Consider the following 22120-nt stretch of genomic DNA (forward strand, 5'->3'; position numbering starts at 1 on the left):
GGTTGCCGTGAGCGGCAGGGGCGACTGTGACTGAGCACCCCGGCGACTACTGGAAGAATGAGCGTGTGAGCACACAGCAGAACACACCCGTGACAGAAGAAGACCGCCGCATAGCCCTGCGACGCATGCGCACCCTGGCCACCGGCCTGTTGGTGGTCGCCGCACTCATCTGGCTGGCAACCGTCATCTTCACTGACAGCACGGGCGTGTGGGGTTTCGTCAAATCAGGTTCCGAAGCGGCCATGATCGGTGCGCTCGCAGACTGGTTTGCCGTCACCGCACTCTTCCGCCACCCGCTTGGCCTGCCGATTCCGCACACCGCGATCATTCCGCGCAAAAAGGACGTGCTGGGCGAAAGCCTGTCGGCCTTTGTCGCTTCGAACTTCCTCACCTACGACACCGTCGCACCCAAAGTGGAATCCGCCCGTGTCACACAGCGGGTCGGTGCATGGCTGAGCAAGCCCTCTTCACAGGACAAAGTGGTTCGCCGGGCCGGTATGGCCCTGCAGTATGTGCTCGATCGGGTGGATGACGAGGCCGTTGCCGACCTCACCCGCGATGTCTTGGTTCCCCGGCTTATTCAGGTGCGAAAAGCACCCGTGGTGGGTCGACTCATGCAGGAAATCGTCGCCGATGGTGCGCACGAACACCTGGTCGACATCGTTGCCGGGGAAGCGCACTCCTGGCTGCTGTACAACCCGCAGGTGGTCGATGACATCGTCAGCCAGCGCGCCCCCGAATGGGTGCCCAGGTTCGCCAACCGCATGGTGTCGGACAAACTGCACCGCGAAATCGTCGGCTGGATTGCCGATGTGCGCGACAACCGCAGCCACCGCGCTCGGGCAGCGCTCAACGAGTGGCTGACCGGGCTAGGGACACAGTTGCAAGAGGAGTCTTCTCTTGCTGAGCGGTTCGAGGCAACACTTGCTGACATGCTTTCGCGCGAGGCGGTGGTCACCTCGGCCGTTGCCATGTGGGAATCGACATCCCGCCTTCTGCGCGACTCAATGCTCGAAGCTGACGGCACGGTCCAGCAGAAGCTGCGCGAAGGACTGGCCGAATTCGCCGCCCGCATGACAGACGACGAAGCCTTTGCCAACAAGTGGGATCACACTCTGGCCGTGGCCGTAGCCGACGGAGCGGAGTCCTTCGGCGGTGAGCTCACGAGCGTCATCTCCGACACCATCGCCAGCTGGGATGCGCGCGAGGCAGCCGAAAAGATCGAACTCTACGTGGGCAAAGACCTGCAGTACATCCGAATCAACGGAACCGTCATCGGCTGCCTGGCGGGCCTGCTCATCCACACGGTCGCAGTGCTTATTGGGGGGTGAGCCTGCCGCTGACCAGGTGACCCCAGGGCAGCCGGGCAGGGGAAAGGGTGGCGACTTCCGCCTCGTAAGAGGACCGGACCGGCTATGTCAGCGGGTGGTCCTATGATGGTGAGCCGCGGGGAGGCCCGCGCATCAGGGGAAGGGACAGATGGCCGACAACACATGGGAACACGCGGACGCGGGTCTGCGCACACCACCGCAGGACCGTGACGCCGAAGCCAGTGTGCTCGGCGGCATGATGCTGTCCAAGGACGCGATTGCGGACGTTGTCGAACTCCTGCGCGGCGATGACTTCTACATTCCGGCCCACGAAACCATCTACGACACCATCCTCGACCTCTACGCGGCCGGCGAACCCGCAGACGCCGTCACAGTGGCCAACGCCCTGTCCAAAGCCGGATCCATTGCCAGGATCGGCGGGCCCGCCTACCTGCACACCCTCATTTCGTCCGTGCCCACGGCAGCCAACGCCGGCTTCTACGCGAACATCGTCCGCGAACAGGCAATGCTGCGCAAACTCGTCGAAGCCGGCACGCGCATTGTGCAGATGGGCTACGACGCCGAAGGCGACACAGAAGACCTCGTCAACCGTGCGCAGGCCGAAATCTATTCGGTCACCGAGCGCAACGCCTCGGAAGACTACGTACGCCTGGCAGACGTGCTTGGGCCGACAGTCGAAGAAATCGAGCGCTCCGGTGCCCACGACGGCGACACCATCGGCGTGCCCACCGGCTTCTACGAATTCGACGAACTCACCAACGGCCTGCACGCCGGGCAGATGATCGTCATTGCCGCCCGCCCCGGTATGGGCAAATCAACGCTCGCCCTGGACTTCGCGCGTTCAGCGGCCATCCACAACAGCCAGACAACGGTCATCTTCTCGCTGGAAATGGGCCGGCAGGAACTCACCATGCGACTGCTGTCCGCTGAATCCGGCATCCCCCTGCAGGCACTGCGCCACGGCGACCTCGACCAAAGCCGCGACTGGACCACCCTGGCCAACACCATGGGACGCATCAACGACGCCCCGCTGTACATGGACGACTCCCCGAACATGGCGCTCACCGAAATCCGCGCCAAGTGCCGCAGGCTCAAACAGCAGCACGATCTCAAAATGGTCGTCATCGACTACCTGCAGCTCATGACCTCCGGCAAACGCGTCGAATCACGCCAGCAGGAAGTCTCCGAATTCTCCCGCTCGCTCAAACTGCTGGCCAAGGAACTTGAGGTTCCCGTCATTGCGCTGTCCCAGCTGAACCGATCCTCCGAACAGCGCACCGACAAACGCCCCATGGTGTCTGACCTGCGTGAATCCGGTTCGATCGAACAGGACGCAGACATGGTTCTGCTCATCCACCGCGAAGACGTCTACGACCCCGAATCACCATCGGCTGGTGAAGCTCAGATCATCGTCGCCAAACACCGCAACGGACCCACCGGCGAAATCACCGTCGCATTCCAGGGCGCGAAATCGCGCTTTGCGAACATGCCGCGGTGACGGGACGAGTGTTTGGCACCTCGCGCCTGGGAACAGTAGGCGGCTGGCACCTGAGAGCCCGCCCGGAAAAGTGTGCACAAACGCTGGACGGGGTAGACTGGGTTCGAATGTCCTAATCCGCTTTAGTGAAGAGGTCGCTTATGCAGGTCATCGGTGCGATCATCGCCCTTATCGTCTTCGTTGCCATGTGGGTCCTCCTGCCCGCACTGTGCGTCGCCATCGGCTGGGTCATGTGCTGGATCTACGAACTCGGCCGTCGCGCGTTCTTCAACCACGCTGCGCACCAGCCCAAGACCGACCAGCTGGCAAAGCCCACCAGCTGAACCATCTGAACTGAAAGCCGGTCCGCCCGCCGCGGACCGGCTTTTCTGTGCGCAGTCGCAGCTTTCAACCTGTCAATCCTCTAACCGTTTATCCGAAAGGAGCGAGCGATGATTCTCTACGGAGTCGCCGCGCTCGCCGCAAGCGTGCTGGCAGGCACCATCATCGGCGAAATCCTCGGCCAGCTTCTGGGCGTAGATGCCAACGTCGGGGGAGTGGGCTTCGGCATGATCCTCCTGATTGCGCTGACCACATGGCTTCGCAGCAAAGGCAAACTGCCCACTCCGACAGAACACGGTGTGCTGTTCTGGAACGCCATGTACATTCCGATTGTGGTAGCAATGGCCGCAATCCAAAACGTCTACGCGGCTGTCGGCGCCGGTCCCGTTGCCCTGGCCGCCGGTGCTGCCGCAACTGTTGCAAGCCTGGCCATGGTGCCGCTGCTTTCCAAAATCGGTGCCCCGAGCGAACCTCTGCCGAATATCGAGGAACCAGCCGACGCTGCAGAACCAGCCGACGCACCCGAAGGCGGTGACCGCTGATGCTCGACACAGTTCTCTCAGTCCTTGAAGACCTCGACCTGCTGGTGGCGTTCGTGGTCGTTGCAGTCATCATGATCGTCTCCGGTTGGCTGTCAAAAGCCCTCACGGGCGGACGGCTGCAGGCCTCGGCCATCGCAATCGTGCTGGGCCTGGTGCTCGCCTACTTCGGCGGACTGGCAACCGGCGGCAAGAAGGGCATTTCCGACATCGCAGTCTTCGGCGGCATGGCGCTGTTGGGCGGTTCCATGCTGCGTGACTTCGCAATTGTCGCAACTGCCTACGGGATCGATGTGCGCGAACTCAAACGCTCCGGGATGCCCGGTGCCCTGTCGCTCATCATCGGGGTAGTGCTGTCGTTCGTCGTCGGTGCCGGTGTTGCCGTGGCTTTCGGCTACCGGGACGCGGAATCAATCGCAACAATCGGTGCGGGAGCAGCCACCTACATCGTCGGCCCGGTCACCGGAACCGCAGTCGGCGCATCCGAAACCGTCATTGCCCTGTCCGTCGCCGCGGGCCTGGTCAAGTCGGTGCTCGTCATGATCGGCACGCCTTTTGCCGCGAAGCTCATCGGACTGAACAACCCCAAATCCGCCATGATCTACGGCGGGCTGATGGGCACAACCTCCGGTGTCGCCGCAGGGCTCGCCGCCACTGATGAACGCCTGGTGCCCTACGGTGCCATGACCGCTACCTTCTACACCGGTCTGGGCTGCCTGCTGGGCCCGAGCGTGTTCTACCTGGCGGTGCGAGCCATCACCGGCTGACGCAACCAGAGCTGCCGGTGGCCCCCCACCCACTCAGCCGCCCGCCTGCCAAAGTTACTCTGCCGTCTAGTCGGAAGAACGAGGCGAATTTGCCGTTTTCGCCTCCGTATTCCACCTAGACAGCAGAACGGCCGAGTAGGCAAGAAAAACAGCTGCGGGGGCGATCGCGGAAAAGTCCGCAACCGCCCTCGCAGCTGTATCAGTTCACGTCCCCGCGCCTGCGCGCGGCAACTACCCAGCCACACGCATCACACGCGGATCAGAGGAAGGCTTCGCCTGCCTCTGCACGCTTCTTGAGGTATTCCGAAGGTGCGAAGCGTTCGCCGTACTTCTGCGCGAACTCTTCAGCGCGGGCAACAAAGGCCTTCATGCCGCCGGGGTAGCCGTTGATGTACTGGAGCACACCACCGGTCCAGGCGGGGAAGCCGATGCCGAGGATCGAACCGATGTTGCCATCGGCCACGGTCGTGAGAACGCCCTCTTCCAGGCAGTTGACGGAGTCGATTGCCTCGGCGAACAGCATGCGCTCGCCCAGTTCGTGAATGTCGACGCCTTCGTGCTTGGAGTTGTACTTCTCGCGCAGACCTGGCCACAGGCGGGCGCGCTGGCCGTCTTCGTATTCGTAGAAGCCTGCGCCGTCCTTGCGTCCGGGGCGACCTTCGTCGAGCATCCAGGCAACAACGTCCTGACCAAACTCTTCGAAGCGCTTGCCCTCAGCCTGGTTGCCTGCGCGGGTTTCGTCCGCGATCTTCTTGTTCAGCGTGAGTGTGAGTTCGTCCATCAGCTGCAGCGGACCGGCGGGGTAGCCGGCCTGCAGGGCAGCCTGTTCGATCATCTGCGGTTCGACGCCCTCACCGACCATGCCGATGGCCTCCATGAGGAACGTACCGATGACGCGCGAGGTGAAGAAGCCGCGCGAATCGGTGACCACGATGGGCGTCTTGCGGATCTGCTGAACGAAGTCGAAGGTCTTCGCAAGCACAGCATCCGAGGTCTTCTCGCCGCGGATGATCTCCACCAGCGGCATCTTGTCGACAGGGCTGAAGAAGTGGATGCCGATGAAGTCTTCCTTGCGCTCGACACCTTCTGCCAACGTGGTGATCGGCAGGGTCGAGGTGTTGGAACCGAGAACAGCGTCGGGTTCGACGACATCTTGGATTTCCTGGAACACCTGCTGTTTGACGTCGACGTTCTCGAAAACAGCTTCGATGACGAAGTCAACGCCCTTGAAGTCAGCAGCGTCACCGGTGGTGGTGATGCGGTCCAGGAGTGCCTGCGACTTGTCTTCGGTGGTGCGGCCGCGCTCAAGCGCCTTGGCTTCGAGCTTCCGGGCGTAGTCCTTGCCCTTTTCGGCTGCTTCCTTCGACACGTCCTTCAGCACAACGTCGATGCCGGCCTTCGCGCTGACGTAGGCGATGGCAGCACCCATCATGCCGGCACCGAGAACACCGACCTTGGTGGCCTGGAACTTCTCAAAGCCCTCGGGGCGGGACTTGCCGGCCTTGATGGCCTGCATGTTGAAGAAGAATGCCGTGATCATGTTGGTCGACGTGGGGTGCGCGAGCAGGCTGATCAGGTAACGGGACTCAATTGTCGAGGCGGTGTCGAAGTCCACGCGGGCACCTTCGACTGCCGCTGACATTGCGGCAAGCGGGGCCGGCATGGGGGCACCCTTGAGCTGCTTGCGCAGCTGGGCGGGAAGTGCAGCCACGAGGCCCTGGTTGTCTTTCGGTGCACCGCCGGGAATCTTGAAACCGCGTTCGTCCCACGGCTTGACGGGTGCCGGGTTTTCCTTGATCCAGGCGCGGGCAGCTTCGTCCATCTGGTCCAGGGGCACGACGTTGTCGATCAGCCCGATGGCCAGTGCCTTTTCCTGGTCGAACGGCTTGGCCGGCAGGATGACGTTCTGGAGTGCTTTCTGCAGGCCAAGCATGCGGGTCACACGGGTGACACCGCCGCCGCCGGGCAGCAGGCCGAGGCTGACTTCGGGCAGACCCAGCTGGATGCGGCCGTTGTCAGATGCGGCGATCCTGTGGTGGCAGGCCAGCGCAACTTCGAAGCCGCCGCCAAGTGCCGCACCGTTGATGGCTGCGACGACCGGCTTGCCCAGCTGCTCCAGTCGGCGCATGAGGGCTTTGGTGTGTTCGAGTTTTTCGAATTCGGGTTCCAGTGCCTCTTGCGGCATGTTGAGGAAGCCGGTGAGGTCAGCTCCTGCGAACCAGATCTTCTTCTTGGCGCTCTTGATGACGACGCCGGTGATGGAGTCGACTTCCGCTTCCAGGCGCTCGACGGTTCCTTCGAGCGAGGTGAGGAAGTGCTGGTTCATGATGTTGGCGCCGCTGTTCGGATCGTCCATTGTGATGGTGACGATTCCGTCGGGGCTCTGGGACCAGTCGTATCCGGTGTATTCAGTCATGGTTCTTCCCCTCAGACTCGCTCGATGATGGTTGCGATGCCCATGCCGCCGCCGATGCACAGGGTGGCGAGGCCGCGCTTGAGGTCACGGCGCTCGAGTTCGTCCAGCAGCGTGCCCAGGATCATGGCGCCGGTGGCGCCCAGCGGGTGGCCCATGGCGATGGCGCCGCCGTTGACGTTGACTTTGTCGTGCGGGATGTTGAGGTCCTTCATCCACTTGAGCACGACGGCCGCGAATGCTTCGTTTAGTTCGAACAGGTCGATGTCCTCAACCTTCAGACCGGCGGTCTTGAGCACCTTTTCGGTGGCCGGGGTGGGGCCGGTCAGCATAATCGTCGGGTCCGAACCGGTGACGGCGGTGGCGACGATGCGGGCGCGCGGCTTCATGCCGAGTTTGTCGCCGATTTCCTTGGTGCCCACGAGGGTCAGGGCCGCGCCGTCGACGATGCCGGAGGAGTTTCCGCCGTGGTGGACGTGGTTGATCTTCTCGATGTGTGTGTACTTCTGCAGTGCGACAGCGTCGAAGCCGACTTCTTCACCGAGTTTAGTGAAGGACGGCTTGAGCTTGGCGAGGTCGTCCACGGTGGTGCCGGGGCGGCGGTGTTCGTCTTCTGCCAGAACGGTGAAGCCGTTCATGTCTTTGACCGGGACGATCGACTTGTCGAAGTAGCCGTTCTGCCAGGCGTTCTCGGCGCGCTTCTGCGATTCGACGGCGTATGCGTCGCAGTCTTCGCGGGTGAAGCCTTCGGTGGTGGCGATGAGGTCAGCGCCGATGCCCTGCGGTGCGAAGTAGGAGTGGTAGGCCGTCTGTGGGTCTTCTGCCCACGCGCCGCCGTCTGCGCCCATGGGGACGCGGGACATGGATTCGACACCGCCGGCGAGCACCAGCTGGTCCCATCCGGCCGAGGTCTTCTGGGCAGCCGTGTTGACGGCTTCCAGGCCCGAGGCGCAGAACCGGTTGAGCTGCACACCTGCCACGGTGTCGGGCAGTCCGGCGGCAATCGCTGCGGTGCGGGCGATGACCGCACCCTGTTCGTCAACGGGGGTGACAACACCGAGCACGATGTCGTCAATCTGGTTGGGGTCAGCCTGGGGGTTGCGTTCGAGAACGGCGTCGATGAGGCCGGTCACGAGGTCAATGGGTTTGGTGCCGTGCAGTGCGCCGCCGCGGTTCTTACCGCGCGGGGTTCGCACTGCGTCATAGATGTACGCGTCTGACATCAGTGTCCTCCGATCTGGGGAGCAGTTTGTGTCTAAGCTAACACAAACCAAACGATCGTTTGAGTTGTTCTCAGCGCGCGGATTCCGCTGCGCTTTTCAGTTCACTCAGGATCGTTTCGCCGTGCTCAGACAGGGCGTTGACGTGCCCCACACCGGGCAGAATCGTCAGCTGCGAACCAGCGAGCGCACGGCTGATGCGGTGGCTGACCTCGGGCTTTACGGTAGTGTCGTCTTCGCCGTGCCACAGCAGGAACGGCGGCAGCCCCTTTTGATTCCAGTTGAGGAAACGGCTCCACGGACCGTAGATCGCCCAGGAATCGCGCACGGCACCGCGCAGGTGCTCACGGCCCCGGCCGACGGCAGTATCCAAAGAAGCAGTGAAAATGCTGGCCGCACGCAGTGACCGTCGGCGGCTGCCGGACCGGGCAACCAGCCGCCGACCCAACCGCGGCAGCCCCAGAATCCCGGCCAGAACGGGCATGCCAACCGCCCAGGCGCATCGTGAGACCACAGCAGAAACACCGGTGGGCGAACCGGCAGGCGCAATCAGACCGACAGCGCTGGCCCGGTTCGGATAGCGCAGCGCAAAGGCGATAGCGTGTGGACCGCCCCCGGAAAAGCCCAGAAGCATGGCAGCGGGCAGGCCCAGTTGATCGAGCAGCGTGTACGCGTCCTCGGCCCATTCGAGAACGCTGCGCCCCGGCAGGTGCGTAGAACCGCCATAGCCCGGCCGGTGCGGGGCGATGATCCTGATTCCCAAACGTCCGGCGGCGTGGTGCAGAACCTGAGCTTCGCGGCCAGAACCCGGGGTGCCGTGGACGTACAGCAGCGGCACACCGGTGGGCTCGCCCCATTCGTCCCACACGAGCACACGGCCGTCGGCGAGTGTGGTCGAGTTTGAGAAATTGCTCGTCATAATCGTCTGCCGTTCACAGGCCCCATTCTAGGCGGCAGGGAGGAAAACCTTTGGAAAAGCGGAGGAAAACCTGACGACGTACGAAGAAATTGGGCTATAGAGTTATCAGCCTTATGACTAGTTCAGTGCAAGAAGAAACCGCACCGATGCGCGGCCGTGCAGCGCTGCACGCCTGCGTCGAATGGCTGCGGTCTGGGCCCGTGAGCACGGTGTTTGCCGTGCTGGTCCTCGCGGGCTGGGACTTCCAACGGTCCGCTGTGGCAGAAACTCCAGCTGGCGATGAGTCCGGGATCCTCGTACGGCTGCTGCCGTCTGGTTCGGTCAGCCCCTGCTACTTCACGGCGGTCGTAGTCCTGGTGCTTGCTGTGGGCATCTGGGCCGAGCGCAGACTCGGTTCGCTGAGGTATGCGATCATCGGCGTCGTCGGGCACACGGCCTCAATTGTGCTCGTCACACTCGTGTCCAGGGCGCTCGCCCACACGCCTGTGGAATGGTTCCGCGTGTTCGCCGATACCCCGTCCTCGTCTGTTGGAGCGTGGCTGTTCGCCACCGGAGTGGCCGCGGCCGGACTGACCGAGGGCGTTATGCGCCGCCGGGTGATTCTGCTGGTGGGCGTGTACTTGGCCGTGATGGTCACGTGCGCCGGTGAGGCGCGGGACTTCGAACACCTGGTTGCTGTGGGCATCGGGCTTGTCGCCGGCCGTGTGATCGGCGGGCCCATCCCCAAGCGCCGAGTGGGCTCAAGACTCGAGGCGCGTGAATTCATCGTCACCGGGATCGTGGCGATCATCGCCGCATCCGTGATTTCAATGCGCGCCGAATATTTCATCGGCCCGCTGGCGTCCGTGCGATACCTGTTCGAAGCGTCAATCACACCCGAACAGATAGAGGCGGTGTGCGCATCCGGGACCGAAGCGGCGTGCCAGCGGGCAGAGGCCTTCAGCCGCAGCACCAGCCTGGGCTCGATTATCCGCCTGGCTATGCCGTGGCTGGTGCAGCTGAGCTTCCTGCCCGGACTGCGCCGGGGTCGACAGGCCGCGGCCATCGGCACGGTGCTCCTGCAGGCCTACATTCTCCTGCGCTCTGCCATTGCCGCGGCCACGATTTCCGGCCTGTACCGCTACTGGGATGAATCCGGTGCTGTTCTGGGGCTTGATCCGGCCGTCGGCCCGGGGCTGCAGCTGTTCGTGCCGATCATCATTCCACTGTTGGTCATTGCGGTGGTTGTGTGGAAGTGGAAGCTGTTCCCGGTTCGCCCTGTCGCCGGGTGGTACCGCAGGCTGACGCTGTTTGTCTTCTCCGGTGTCGTGCTGGGCGCTGTTGTTGCTGTGGCGGCGGGTCTTCTTCTGCGTTCCCACCTGGGTGAGACCCCGACAGTCGGAAGGCTCGTGTGGGACTACATCATCCACATCGTGCCCGGTCTGCGGCTTCTGAGCCCCGTGGGCCCCCTGACAGCTGACGATGCGTTCGGTCGCTTTGCCCTGGACCTTGGCACCCTGGTGCCGTGGGCGGTCATTGTCGTGGTCGCTCTGCGCGCAGTGACCAGGGGAGTGGTCGAAAGCAGCGAGCAGACGGCGGTGCCCTACCGCGACATTCTGCGCAGGGTGGGCGCGGGAACGCTTGGCTGGATGACCACGTGGAAAGACAACAGCGTGTGGATCAGCGGCAGCGGGCGGGCAGGTATTGCCTTCCGCGGACGCGATGGTGCCGCTCTCACTGTCACAGATCCGGCGGCCAGCCCGGAGGAACTGTCTGACGTCATGGACGAATTCTCCCGCTGGGCGGTTCGACAGGGACTGGTGCCGATCTTCTACTCCGTACACGATGCCGCGGCCGATGTCGCACGCAGCTGGGGATGGTCCTGTGTTCCGGTGGCAACCGAAACCGTGGTCGATCTGGGCCAGGTGGAGTTCAAGGGCAAAGCCTTCCAAGACGTCCGCACCGCTGCTAACCGTGCGAAGAAAGAGGGTGTGGAAGCCGAGTGGATGACGTGGGAGAGCGCGCCGCTGGCCATACGGGATCAGATCGAGGCGATTTCGCAGCACTGGGCCGAGCAGAAGCCCCTGCCGGAAATGGGCTTCACACTCGGTGGGGTCGCGGAGCTTGACGACCCAGAGGTTCGCCTGCTTGTCGCCGTCGACGAGGACCGCACGGTCCACGGGGTGACGTCGTGGATGCCGGTGTACGAGGACGGCGAGGTCATCGGTTTGACGCTGGACTTCATGCGCAGGCGCGACGGCGGCTTCCGGCCGGTCATGGAGTTCCTCATTGCGCGGGCCATTATCAGCGCTCAGGATGAGGGGCTGCGTGTGCTGTCGCTCTCCGGCGCACCCCTGGTCACAGAAGCCGATGAGCCGGGCATGATCCACTCGGTGCTTGCCGCGCTGAGCGCTCGCCTGGAACCGGTCTACGGCTTCAATTCGCTGTACGCGTTCAAGCACAAGTTCCAGCCGCGCACGGAAACCATGTGGTTGGCGGTGCCCGAAGTCGCTGATCTGGCTCGCGCGGCCCGCGCTGTCAGCCACGCCTATCTGCCCAATCTCAGCGTGCGCGACACCGTGCGCTTGGGATCAGAGCTGCTGCGCTCATCCAAAGACTGAGAGCCGACGATGACGTGGCTTCGGAATGCCCTTGACGGTGTTCTCCTGCTGGGAGCGGGGCCCGAGTTCGCCTTCGGTGTTCTCATAGTCGCAGCGGTCATCGTCGTTGTGCTGCTGCGCGGACTGCACTTTTCACGGACCGGCTGGATGTTTGTGCTCGGGGTTCCCACGGCATTTGCCGTGGCCGCTTGGTTCGTATTCGATGTTCTGTGGCTGCCCTTTGTGGATCCCTTCGGTTGGATTATCTGGGCCCTGCTGTGGGTTGGCGTTTTCCTCCCCCTGTTGGCCCTGTGGCCCCGCCAGCCGGTGCTGGTTGGCTTGGATGCGACGGCCCTATCGAGGCTTCTGCGCCTGCAGCCGCTGTGGAAGCTGGGCCGCGCGGCGACAGCTGCCGTGATCGCGGTGGCAGTGTTGTTGAGCACCGCCGGAATGTTGGGTGCCATGAATGCGCGGTTCGGGGCCTACCGGACACTGGCTGGGGCTGTGGGCGTGGGCGCGGACTACCGCAGCTTGGGCGATGCTCCGCAGGGGCCCGTGGACGGGCAGGTGCCTGGGCGCGGAACCCTTGTCGAGGCGCAGCTGCCCGGTGCGCGGTCTGAGTGGAATCCGCGCCCGGCTGTCATCTATCTGCCGCCCGTTTACCAGCACGCAGGCGGCAGGGATCTGCCCGTGCTGGTTCTCATGGCCGGTCAGCCTGGGGCTCCGCGAACGTGGGTTGATGCCGGTGAAATGCAGATGAGCCTGGATGCCTACGCCGCCGCACACGACGGTGCCGCTCCCGTGGTGGTCGTGGTCGATCAGCTGGGCGGTTCGCTCACAAGTCCGCTGTGTTCGGATTCCGAGGCAGGCAATGTTGCTGAGTATCTGCAGCGGGATGTTCCTGACTGGATTGAAAAGAACCTTCAGGTCACCGAAAACAGAAACAGGTGGGGGATCGGCGGGCTGTCGAACGGCGGTACCTGTGCGCTGCAGGTTGTGACTCGGGCGCCTGATGCATATTCGCTGGTGCTCAACTTCTCCGGTGAAGCAGCTCCCGAGGTGTCAGGTTCAGCCAGTGCTGTCGACGTGATTTTTCACGGGGATGAACGCGCATACAGTCAGAACAACCCGGCTCACCTTATGAAGCAGCGGCGCTATCCCTTGGTGCGAGGAGTCTTCTCAGTCGGGGCTGAAGACGATCGCTACCGCCCTGAGCTCAGAAAGCTGTATGACGAAGGCCGGGCTGCCGGCATGCAGCTTGAATGGCGCGAATATCCCGGCGGTCATTCGTGGCAGGTGTGGCGGCCGGCCTTTGCCGATCAGCTGACGTGGTTCGGCCAGCAGACGGGCCTGTGAAATCGCCCGCTGAAAGCCGTTCGGGCGGGTGTTCGGGGAATCTCGTGCACACCCGGTGTGTGGCACTCGTAGCCTAGAGCCATGGAGACCCTCACCCCGCTGCCGGAAGATCCGAACCGCTACCGCGCCAAACCGACCGTTGCGGAAGCGCTGCGCTCGCCGAAGATGCTGTCGCGCGAGGTGCTGGCCGGGCTGGTGGTGGCACTGGCTCTCATTCCGGAGGCCATTGCGTTCTCCGTCATTGCGGGCGTTGACCCCAAGGTCGGTCTGTTCGCCAGCTTCATCATGGCGGTGGTGACATCGATAGTCGGCGGCCGCCCGGCGATGATTTCGGCGGCTACGGGGGCGGTCGCGCTCGTCATCGCCCCGGTTTCGCGCCTGTACGGTTTCGACTACTTCATTGCCACCGTGATCCTCGCCGGAGTCTTTCAGGTGACACTGGCGCTGTTGGGAGCACCGAAGCTCATGCGGTTCATACCCCGCAGTGTCATGGTCGGCTTCGTCAACGCACTGGCGATCCTCGTGTTCATGTCACAGCTGCCGCACCTGTTCAATGTGCCCAGTGCTGTCTACTGGCTGGTGGCAGCCGGACTCGTGCTGCTTATCGTGATTCCGCGTTTCCTTCCCAGCGTGTGGGCTCCCCTCATCACAATCGTGCTCATGACGATTGCGGTGGTGTCCTTCGGCATCAGCGTGCCGACCGTCGGTGATCAGGGTGAACTGCCCAGCAGCCTGCCCGGCTTCTTCCTGCCCGATGTCCCGCTGACCTTGGAGACCTTCACAACGATTGCGCCCTACTCTTTGGCTATGGCGGTTGTCGGACTGTTGGAGTCGCTGCTGACTGCCAAACTCGTCGATGAGATCACGGATACGCACTCGCGGAAGGTCCGCGAAAGCATGGGCCAGGGAATCGCGAACATGGTCTCCGGGTTCTTCGGTGCGATGGGCGGCTGCGCTGTCATCGGGCAGACGATGATCAACGTCAAGATCTCTGGTGCCCGCACGCGGATCTCAACTTTCCTGTCAGGAGTGTTTCTGCTGATCCTCGTGGTCACGCTCGGCGACACTGTTGGGCAGGTCCCCATGGCTGCCCTTGTGGCGGTCATGATGATCGTCGTCTACCAGACCTTCGACTGGCGTTCGATCGCCCCGAAGACGCTTAAGCGCATGCCGAAGTCCGAAACGGCGATCATGCTCATCACCGTTGTGTTCGTCGTCATCAGCGGCAACCTGGCAGTGGGTGTTGGCGCCGGTGTCATCGCAGCCGCGATCCTCTTTGTGCGCAGGGTGGCGCACTTTGCGGAAGTTGAGCGGCACATTGACGTCGATCCGGACACCGGCCGCGATCGCGCCCGCTACACGGTCACCGGTGAGCTGTTCTTCGCTTCCAGCAATGACCTCACCACGCAGTTCGGCTATTCAGAAGACCCCGACCTCGTGGTGATCGACATGACGCACACCCGGGTGTGGGACGCCTCGACCGTCACCGCTCTTGACGCGATCGTCACCAAGTACGCCGAACTGGGCACAGAAGTTCACTTCATAGGAATGGACGATGTCACCCGGCAGCTGCACGGAAGGCTGAGCGATGAAACCCACTCGTCACGGTGAGCAGTTCTAGCGAATCTCTTTCAAGTTGTAAGGGTTTCAATTCCACGGTGTCGACTGCCCGCGGATCCGCTTCTACTCTTAGAACATGAGTATGCAGCATGAAGTTTCAAAGTTGAAGAAGAAGTGCTGGCAGAAGTTCGGCGGCCTGTCCGTAGGTGCTGTCGGCGTGACTCTCCTGGTACTAGTGCTGGTGTGGAATCAGGACAACCGTATCCAGGCGGTGCTTTTCTGCATGGTTTCGGCTTTCGGGCTGTCAGCCTGGAACGCTATAGACACTTACTACCGCGGCCGTAAGAAGTTGCGTGAGTCTGAAGGGTCAGTCTGAGTAACTGATCAACAATGCGGCGGGAGCGTTCTGTTCCCGCCGCATTTTTAATGCAAAAACAGCAAGTGCTTGTTCGGAATCAGCAGCACTCAGCTGACTTCGCGTTCGATCCTGTTGATGAGTGTGTCCAGGGCGACGATGTTGCGTCCGCCTTCGGGGATGATGAGGTCCGCGGTGCGCTTAGACGGGTCAACGTAGAGTTCGTGCATCGGCTTGACCGTTTTGAGGTACTGCTCTTCAACCGAAGCCAGTGACCGGCCGCGTTCAACGACGTCTCGTTGAATGCGGCGCAGAATCCGCACATCTGCGTCCGTGTCGACGAACAGCTTGAGGTCCAGCTGGTCGGTCAGCTCCGGCAGCGCCAGAAGCAGAATCCCCTCGACCACCAAAACCGGGGAGGGTTCCACGCGAATGGTTTCAGCGGCACGGTTGTGTTCGGCGAAGTTGTACACGGGGCAGTCAACGGCCTGCCCAGCGCGCAGCTGTCGAAGGTGATCGGCCATGAGTTCGACGTCGAAGGCCTCGGGGGCGTCGTAATTGGTCACCACCCGTTCGTCCCACGTCAGGTGCGATTGGTCCTTGTAGTAGTTGTCCATGAAGACAACTGAGGAATGGCCGGAAAACCGTTCGAGCAGCGCACGGGTCAGCGTCGTCTTCCCGCTGCCGGTCCCACCGGCAACACCGACCGTAAAACAGGACATCGGGCCTCCAAGAAATCTTTCCCGTTAAGAATAGACGAGCAGCACCCCGCCGAGGCGCCGCCCGGCTTATGCGTGCATGCTCTTCTGGTCGTAGCTGGCCAGGAACTCCTCAAGCCGGTCGAGAGCTTCGGCCAGATCGGTGACGCTTGGCAGGGTGACCAGGCGGAAGTGGTCGGTGTCCTCCCAGTTGAAGGCGGTGCCGTGGCTGACGAGGATTTTCTGTTCGCGCAGCAGGTCCAAAGCGAACTGTTCATCGTCGACAATGCCGAAGCGGTCCTTGTCCAAACGGGGGAACAGGTAGAGAGCACCCTGGGCGGGCACGCAGTCCACGCCGTCGATTTCATTGAGCCTGCGGGTGGCCAGTTCCATCTGCGCACCCAGGCGGCCCTGCGGCAGCACGAGGTCGTCAATTGACTGGCGTCCGCCAAGGGACGCTTGAATTGCGTACTGGGCAGGAACATTGGCGCACATGCGCATATCCGCCAGCAGTTTGATCCCGGCAATGTAGTCCTGGGCTTTCCAGTCCGGCCCAGTGATGGCCAGCCAGCCGGAACGATAGCCCGCCACCCGGTAGGCTTTCGAAAGGCCGGAGAACGTCAGACACAGCACGTCTTCCCCGGTCAGCGAGGCCATGTTGATCATCTGCGCATCGCCGTAGGTGATCTTTTCGTAGATTTCATCGGCAAAGATCAGCAGCCCGTGCTTTTCGGCCAGTCCCACGATTTTGGTGAGCGTTTCACGCGAATACACGGCACCGGTCGGGTTGTTCGGGTTGATGACAACAATGCCCTTGGTGCGCGGGGTGATCTTCGCTTCGAGGTCTTCGAGATCCGGGTTCCAGTCGTCTTCTTCAAGACAGCGGTAGTGCACCGGCGTGCCGCCGGACAGGGCAACCGAGGCGGTCCACAGCGGATAGTCGGGGCTGGGCACCAGAATTTCGTCACCGGGATTGCACAGTGCCTGCAGTGACAGTGTGATGAGCTCAGAAACGCCGTTGCCCAAGAACACCTCATCAGAATCGAGGTTCTCAATCCCACGAGTTTCGTAATACTGCACAACCGCACGGCGAGCGGACGGAAGACCCCGTGAGTCTGAATACCCCTGCGCCTCCGGCAGGTGCTTGATCATGTCGACCAGCACCGCATCGGGCGCTTCAAAGCCGAACGGAGCCGGATTGCCGATGTTGAGCTTGAGGATCTTGTGCCCTGCGGCCTCCATTTTCTGGGCCTCTGCCAAAACGGGACCGCGCAGGTCATAGAGCACGTCTTTGAGCTTGTCCGACTGCTTGAACATGGCCGCCTTTCTGCTGTGTGCCTTACACCACAGACTAGGACACCAGGTTCGGGTGAGAGCACGGCCACCGGTCTTCGAAGGCGAGACGGTCCGCGCTGAAAGGGCTGGCGAGCAATAATAGAGGCGCTATGCCGTCGACAGAACTGTATTTCTACATCCTCGACTTAGTGGGCGTTCTCGCGTTCGCCCTGTCGGGGAACCTTCTGGCGTCGCGACAGAACATCGACCTCACCGGCGGAATCGTGCTGGGCATGCTCACCGCCACGGGCGGGGGAATCGCCCGCGACCTCATCCTGTCCACTCGTCCGGCGGCGTTTGAGCACCCTGTCTACCTGCTCATTCCCATAGCGGCAGGTGTCATCGTGTACCTGATCGGCCCGCGCGTCGTGCAGGCAGAACGCGGCATCGTGTTCTTCGACGCCATTGGCCTGGGTGTGTTCGTCGTCATAGGTACTACGAAAGCCCTGCACTACGGCATGCCGATCCTGTCGGCCATTCTGCTAGGACTCATGACCGGCGTGGGCGGTGGAATGCTGCGCGACGTATTCGCCAACCGGGTTCCGGTCGTGTTCCAAAGTTCTGACCTCTACGTCATCCCAGCCGTCGTCGGTGCGGCCGTGACCGCCGGGCTCTACCAGATCGACCTCATCACCTGGTGGGCTGAAGTCGGGGTCATTGCAATGGTGACCGTCTTCCGCCTGCTGTCGCTGCGCTTCGGCTGGAGAGCACCGTCATCAATGCGCAGCTGGTCAGTCCGGCCCATCACCCGCCGCGCACTGGGCAGAACACGTGCGCCGGGCAGAAGAGAGGAACAGGAATGACGCCTCCGGTCGGATGGTGGTCCCAAACCGCTGCGAACCTCGGCATCGAACTGTGGCGGGTGCCGTTCATCATCGGTGCCGCCATCGGCATCTACTTCTTCCTGGCGCTGCTGGTGAGACTCTACGGGGCGCGCTCGCTGTCATCGCTGTACATGACCGACACGATTGCGGTCATCATGCTCGGCTCCGTTGCCGGCCGTGTGATCCTCGGCAATAAGCCCACGCTCGCCACGGGCGTCATAGCGTTGGTGTGCATCCTGACGCTCGCGTCGATTATGCGGTATGCCAACCGCAGGTTCGGTGCGCAGTCGCGCACGGCCCCGCACCCCATCGTCGTCATGGCCAATGGCGAAGTCCTCGAAGACAGGCTCAAGCGGGCCCACTTGGCCCGCGTTGACCTCTATGCCGCGCTGCGCCAGAACGGGATCTTCCAACCGCAGGATGTCCGCGGTGTCATCTTCGAGCAGACCGGCCAGTTCACCGTCATCAAAGCCGGCGAGCAGATCGATCCGGAACTGCTCAAGGGCGTTGCCGGTGCCGAGGAGATCCTGGGGCACGAACCGGGGGACCTCACCGAATAGCACCTGGGGCACAGCCCGGTCGGGACGCAGCTGCGCACAGGGGGACGAGGCGGAAGGCAGACCGCGGGGGCTCTCAGGTTTTGTGAACCCGGCTGTGCGAAGCTGGGCACAAACACTTCGAAGGAAGGAACATCTATGTCCACCATGAGCAGGCGCGATGTATTCAAGGGCGCAGGCGTCATTGGAACTGTGGCAGCCACGGGTGCCGGTCTTGCCGCCTGCTCCAGTCAGGACCTCGGCGAAATCGAACTCAACGCCGCAGATGTTCCCGAAGGCTCGGGCGTCATCAAGGACAACTTCGTCGTGGTGCAGCCGGAAAAGGGCCAGTTCAAAGCGTTCTCCGCGGTGTGCCCGCACCAGGGCTGCCTGGTCAATCAGGTGGACGAAGAGAAGATTGTGTGCCCCTGCCACACATCGCACTTCTCCTCTAAAGACGGCTCTTTCATTTCCGGTGCCGCACAGCAGGGACTGGAAGAAGCTCAGCTGACCCAGGACGGCGACAAGCTGCATGTCTCGGCAAAGTGACGTTTCCAGCCCGGGCGAAGCCCGCGGCTCACAGACAGCGCGCGCATCTGCGCCCGGAGAAAACGAGTTCACCCACTACGGCCGGGTAGCCACGTGGATGATTGCCCGGGGGCTGTGGTCGGTCATCTTCGGAATCGCCGTGGTGTTCTGGCCGCGAGTGCAGGTCGACAGCCCTTTCAACACGGCCGTCGGCGTGCGCACTGCAGCGCTGCTCATTTTGGCCTACATCGTGGTGCAGGGACTCATGCTGCTGGGCCAGGCGGCGAAAACCCCCGCCCTGCGCACCCAGCTGCTGGGGCAGGCCGTTGTGGTCCTGCCCGCGGCAGGCTTTCTGGCCTTCGCGACAGAAGCCGGCGGTGTGCGGGCGGCAATCATGGTGTGGGCGCTGCTGCACGGACTGCTCGAAGCGTGGATCTACGTGCGCGTAAAACACCAGCGGATGTCCACTGATTTCGCAATCGCCGCGGCCGTCCACCTGCTCCTTGCAGTCGCCATGATCTTAGGCTCGAATATGAAAGCACTGTCAGAAATGGGCCTGACCGGTGCTGCCGCAACGATCATCGGGGTGGTCTATGCGGTTGGGGGCTTTACACGCAACAATAGGAAAAACACCGGCGCAATCAGCGAGGATAGGGAATGAGCAACCACGCGCACATCGGTCCCAGCTCAGCCGATGCCCACGGCATCGACGTACAGACGGCTCTGCGAAAACTCGATCCAGAGCTGTTCCGGCTTATCCAGCAGCTGGCCCGTGCCGAACAGCTGCTCGTTGCCACTGACTACGACGGCACCATCGCCCCCATCGTCGATTCACCCGCTCACGCCTACCCGAAAGAAGAATCGGTGCAGGCGCTGCGGGCACTGGCAGAACTTGAGAACACCACCTCGGCAGTGATCTCCGGGCGGTCCCTGCGAGACCTCGCCGCTATGTCGCGACTGCCCCGGGAAGTCCACCTGGTCGGCTCCCACGGCGGCGAAACCGATACGGATTTCGAAGAGTCTCTCTCCCGGTCGGAACAGCACGCGCTGTCGAACCTGCGCCACGGTCTTGCCTCGGTGCACGCGGCCATGCCGACGCTCAATATCGAACCCAAGCCCTCCGGCGCGGCCATTCACCTGCGCGGACTCGAAGGTGCCCAGCGCCGCCAGGCAGAAGACGCCGTGGCACGGCTCGAAGCGCTTTCGGGCGTGCGCTCCGTGCGCGGAAAAGAGGTCGTGGACCTCACTGTCGTCGACTCCACCAAGGGCGATGCCCTGAACAAACTGCGCCGCCGTCTGGGCCAGCCGACCGTGCTCTACATTGGGGATGACGCATCGGACGAACCGGCCTTCGCAACGCTCGGCGAAGCCGACCTCGGCCTGAAAGTCACAGAAGCCGCAGCCGAAAACCGGCACGGCGGCGAAAGCGCGCCCGGCGCAGAAACCGCCGCCCAGTTCCTGCTGAGCGGGCCTTCCGAAGTTGCACTCGTGCTGTCCTCGGTCGTGGCGCTGCGGCGGGCGTGGCTGTTCGGCAAAGAGGCCGTGCCCATTGAGCGCTACACGCTGCTGTCCAACGGAACGACAACCGCGCTGGTCGACCCGACCGCGCAGATCTCGTGGCTGCCGCACCCGCTGCCGCACTCGAACTCCCTGTTCTCCGAAATCCTCGGCAGCGACGACGCAGGCTACTTCTCCGTGGTGCCTGCACGCGAACCGAACGCACTGCCCATCTCGCAGCGCTACCGCGATGCCACACACATTCTCGAAACCCGCTGGCAGCAGGTGTCCGTCACCGACTACCTGGCACCCGTCGCCGAGGCCGACCCAGCCGGTTCGGCAGTGCTGGTGCGCACACTCAAAGGCGAAGGCGAAGCGCTCATCCGCTTTGCACCGCGGCCCGACTACGGCGCCTACCCCGTGCGCCTGAAGCTCACCGACCGCGGTGTGCGCGTACGCGGTGCGACAGAAGCCGTTGAACTTGTCGCACCCGGCGTGCAGTTCAAAGTCATCCAGGACGGCGAATCAGAAACCGCTGTCGCTCGCGTCAAACTCGAAGACAGCGCTCCCGTCGTGTTGGCACTCGTCCTCGGTGCGGCTGAAAACACCGCTGCTGCTGTCCTTGAAGACGAAGCAGCTGTGCGCGCAGCCGCGAAAGAAGCATCGCGCGAATGGGTCGGCAAGCTCAGCCTGCCCGAACAATCGCGCGATCGCGTAGGCCGCTCCGCGCTGACACTGCGCGGACTGTGCCACGCACCCACCGGGGGAATCCTAGCCGCCGCCACCACCTCGCTGCCCGAAGGCATCGGAGGAGTGCGCAACTGGGACTACCGCTACACCTGGCTGCGCGACGGCGCTCTCACCGCTTCCGCGCTCGTGGACCTCGGCTCTGCGGCTGAAGCCCGCGGCTTCCTGGCGTGGCTCGAAACGATCATCGAACAGGCTGCCGAACAGGGTCTGACCGTCGAAGAGCTCCGCCCGCTATACGCGGTCGACGGTTCACCCCTGGTGACCGAAGCTGTTCTCGAACACCTGCCCGGCTATGCCGGTTCGCGGCCCGTGCGCGTGGGCAATGCCGCCGAACACCAGGTTCAGCTGGACGTGTTCGGACCGATTGCCGACCTCATTGTCAGCCTTGCCCGCTTTGACGGCACACTGTCCGATTCGCACTGGTCGCTGCTGGAAGCCCTCGTGCAGGCGGTTGCAAACCGCTGGCACCAAGCCGACCACGGCATTTGGGAAGCCCGGCGCGCCCCCAAGCACAACGTGTACACCAAGGTCATGTGCTGGCAGACGGTCGATCGGGCCCTCGCGGCAGCCGAAGAGTTCGGCCGTCCCGCCGTGGCAGACTGGCAGCAGCTGCGCGAAGACATCAAAAACGACGTCTGCTCCAAAGGATTCAACTCCACGGTCGGTGCGTTCACCGTCGCCTACGGCGAAGAAGACCTCGACTCCGCGTGCCTGTTCGTCGGCCTGTCCGGCATGCTGCCGGCAGATGACGAACGCTTCCGCGCAACTGTCGACGCCGTTGAACGCAGCCTGCGCGAAGGACCCACGGTGTTCCGCTACCGCTACGACGACGGCCTGCCCGGGCTTGAAGGCGGATTCCACATCTGCACGTCGTGGCTGATCGAATCTCTGCAGATGGTCGGCCGGACGGCAGATGCACGCAATCTGTTCAGCCGCATGGAAGCGCTCATCGGGCCCACGGGCATGCTGCCGGAAGAATACGATCCCGTAGCAGAACGGCACCTGGGCAACACACCGCAGGCCTACAGCCACATCGGGCACATCAAGGCGGCACTCGCCCTGAGCGAGTGAGCGTCACGCCGGGGTGCTTGAGG

Annotated in this window: 19 protein-coding genes; 14 read left to right on the forward strand and 5 right to left on the reverse strand. The window is 62.9% G+C overall.

Annotation, left to right across the window (positions count from 1 at the left end):
* The first annotated feature begins 26 nt into the window (after nt 1–26).
* The 5 genes from HMPREF3162_RS01420 (at nt 27) to madM (ending at nt 4456) form a co-directional block, all read left to right on the forward strand.
* A complete protein-coding gene (locus tag HMPREF3162_RS01420; RefSeq protein ID WP_256282541.1) occupies nt 27–1331 on the forward strand; it encodes a DUF445 domain-containing protein in 1305 nt (434 codons plus the stop codon).
* A gap of 148 nt (nt 1332–1479) precedes the next feature.
* Entirely contained in the window at nt 1480–2829 is a 1350-nt protein-coding gene (dnaB, locus tag HMPREF3162_RS01425) for a replicative DNA helicase (RefSeq protein ID WP_070776695.1), read from the forward strand.
* A gap of 140 nt (nt 2830–2969) precedes the next feature.
* Entirely contained in the window at nt 2970–3152 is a 183-nt protein-coding gene (locus HMPREF3162_RS01430; protein ID WP_070575935.1) for a hypothetical protein, read from the forward strand.
* 108 nt (nt 3153–3260) lie between these two features.
* Nucleotides 3261–3692: a malonate transporter subunit MadL gene (gene madL, locus HMPREF3162_RS01435; protein WP_083304222.1), complete on the forward strand. Its 432-nt coding sequence runs from the start codon at nt 3261–3263 to the stop codon at nt 3690–3692.
* Nucleotides 3692–4456: a malonate transporter subunit MadM gene (gene madM / locus HMPREF3162_RS01440; RefSeq protein ID WP_070776697.1), complete on the forward strand. Its 765-nt coding sequence runs from the start codon at nt 3692–3694 to the stop codon at nt 4454–4456. Before madL ends, madM begins: the two co-directional genes overlap by 1 nt.
* Before the next feature lie 259 nt (nt 4457–4715).
* Here madM and HMPREF3162_RS01445 read toward each other — a convergent pair whose 3' ends face one another.
* The 3 genes from HMPREF3162_RS01445 to HMPREF3162_RS01455 form a co-directional block, all read right to left on the reverse strand.
* The gene (locus tag HMPREF3162_RS01445; protein WP_070776699.1) at nt 4716–6872 is read right to left on the reverse strand and encodes a 3-hydroxyacyl-CoA dehydrogenase NAD-binding domain-containing protein; all 2157 of its coding nucleotides are present in this window, start codon (nt 6870–6872) and stop codon (nt 4716–4718) included.
* An 11-nt stretch (nt 6873–6883) separates the two neighbouring features.
* Entirely contained in the window at nt 6884–8092 is a 1209-nt protein-coding gene (locus tag HMPREF3162_RS01450; protein WP_256282542.1) for an acetyl-CoA C-acetyltransferase, read from the reverse strand.
* Between the two features lie 70 nt (nt 8093–8162).
* A complete protein-coding gene (locus HMPREF3162_RS01455; RefSeq protein ID WP_070575929.1) occupies nt 8163–9008 on the reverse strand; it encodes an alpha/beta fold hydrolase in 846 nt (281 codons plus the stop codon).
* 113 nt (nt 9009–9121) lie between these two features.
* On the opposite strand from HMPREF3162_RS01455, the gene HMPREF3162_RS01460 reads away from it, so the two are divergent.
* From HMPREF3162_RS01460 to HMPREF3162_RS01475, 4 genes are all read left to right on the forward strand, one after another.
* Nucleotides 9122–11608, forward strand: a complete 2487-nt coding sequence (locus tag HMPREF3162_RS01460; protein ID WP_083318863.1) for a bifunctional lysylphosphatidylglycerol flippase/synthetase MprF — start codon at nt 9122–9124, stop codon at nt 11606–11608.
* Between the two features lie 9 nt (nt 11609–11617).
* Nucleotides 11618–12943 (forward strand): alpha/beta hydrolase, encoded by a 1326-nt coding sequence (locus HMPREF3162_RS01465; RefSeq protein WP_070776703.1) that lies wholly within the window; start codon nt 11618–11620, stop codon nt 12941–12943.
* An 81-nt stretch (nt 12944–13024) separates the two neighbouring features.
* On the forward strand, nt 13025–14554 hold the full coding sequence (locus tag HMPREF3162_RS01470) for a SulP family inorganic anion transporter (RefSeq protein ID WP_070776704.1): 1530 nt from the start codon (nt 13025–13027) through the stop codon (nt 14552–14554).
* Between the two features lie 85 nt (nt 14555–14639).
* Nucleotides 14640–14879 carry a hypothetical protein gene (locus tag HMPREF3162_RS01475; protein ID WP_141759517.1) on the forward strand — a complete coding sequence of 80 codons (240 nt, stop codon included), beginning with the start codon at nt 14640–14642 and terminating at the stop codon, nt 14877–14879.
* An 89-nt stretch (nt 14880–14968) separates the two neighbouring features.
* On the opposite strand, the gene udk is transcribed toward HMPREF3162_RS01475, so the two are convergent.
* The gene (udk, locus tag HMPREF3162_RS01480) at nt 14969–15580 is read right to left on the reverse strand and encodes a uridine kinase (RefSeq protein ID WP_070776708.1); all 612 of its coding nucleotides are present in this window, start codon (nt 15578–15580) and stop codon (nt 14969–14971) included.
* 66 nt (nt 15581–15646) lie between these two features.
* Nucleotides 15647–16873, reverse strand: coding sequence for a pyridoxal phosphate-dependent aminotransferase (locus HMPREF3162_RS01485; RefSeq protein WP_070776710.1), 1227 nt, complete (start codon nt 16871–16873; stop codon nt 15647–15649).
* 128 nt (nt 16874–17001) lie between these two features.
* Here HMPREF3162_RS01485 and HMPREF3162_RS01490 point away from each other — a divergent pair, with 128 nt between their 5' ends.
* The 5 genes from HMPREF3162_RS01490 to otsB all read left to right on the forward strand — a co-directional run bounded on the left by HMPREF3162_RS01490 (nt 17002) and on the right by otsB (nt 22097).
* On the forward strand, nt 17002–17694 hold the full coding sequence (locus HMPREF3162_RS01490; RefSeq protein ID WP_070776712.1) for a trimeric intracellular cation channel family protein: 693 nt from the start codon (nt 17002–17004) through the stop codon (nt 17692–17694).
* On the forward strand, nt 17691–18275 hold the full coding sequence (locus HMPREF3162_RS01495; protein WP_070776714.1) for a DUF421 domain-containing protein: 585 nt from the start codon (nt 17691–17693) through the stop codon (nt 18273–18275). Before HMPREF3162_RS01490 ends, HMPREF3162_RS01495 begins: the two co-directional genes overlap by 4 nt.
* 135 nt (nt 18276–18410) lie before the next feature.
* Nucleotides 18411–18800, forward strand: a complete 390-nt coding sequence (locus HMPREF3162_RS01500) for a QcrA and Rieske domain-containing protein (protein WP_070776715.1) — start codon at nt 18411–18413, stop codon at nt 18798–18800.
* On the forward strand, nt 18784–19440 hold the full coding sequence (locus HMPREF3162_RS01505; protein ID WP_070776717.1) for a hypothetical protein: 657 nt from the start codon (nt 18784–18786) through the stop codon (nt 19438–19440). Before HMPREF3162_RS01500 ends, HMPREF3162_RS01505 begins: the two co-directional genes overlap by 17 nt.
* Complete coding sequence (gene otsB, locus HMPREF3162_RS01510) at nt 19437–22097, forward strand: trehalose-phosphatase (RefSeq protein ID WP_218079162.1); 2661 nt, start codon at nt 19437–19439, stop codon at nt 22095–22097. Before HMPREF3162_RS01505 ends, otsB begins: the two co-directional genes overlap by 4 nt.
* The last annotated feature ends 23 nt before the right edge of the window (nt 22098–22120 follow it).

It is taken from the genome of Brevibacterium sp. HMSC07C04 (genome assembly GCF_001815905.1).
GTDB lineage: Bacteria > Actinomycetota > Actinomycetes > Actinomycetales > Brevibacteriaceae > Brevibacterium.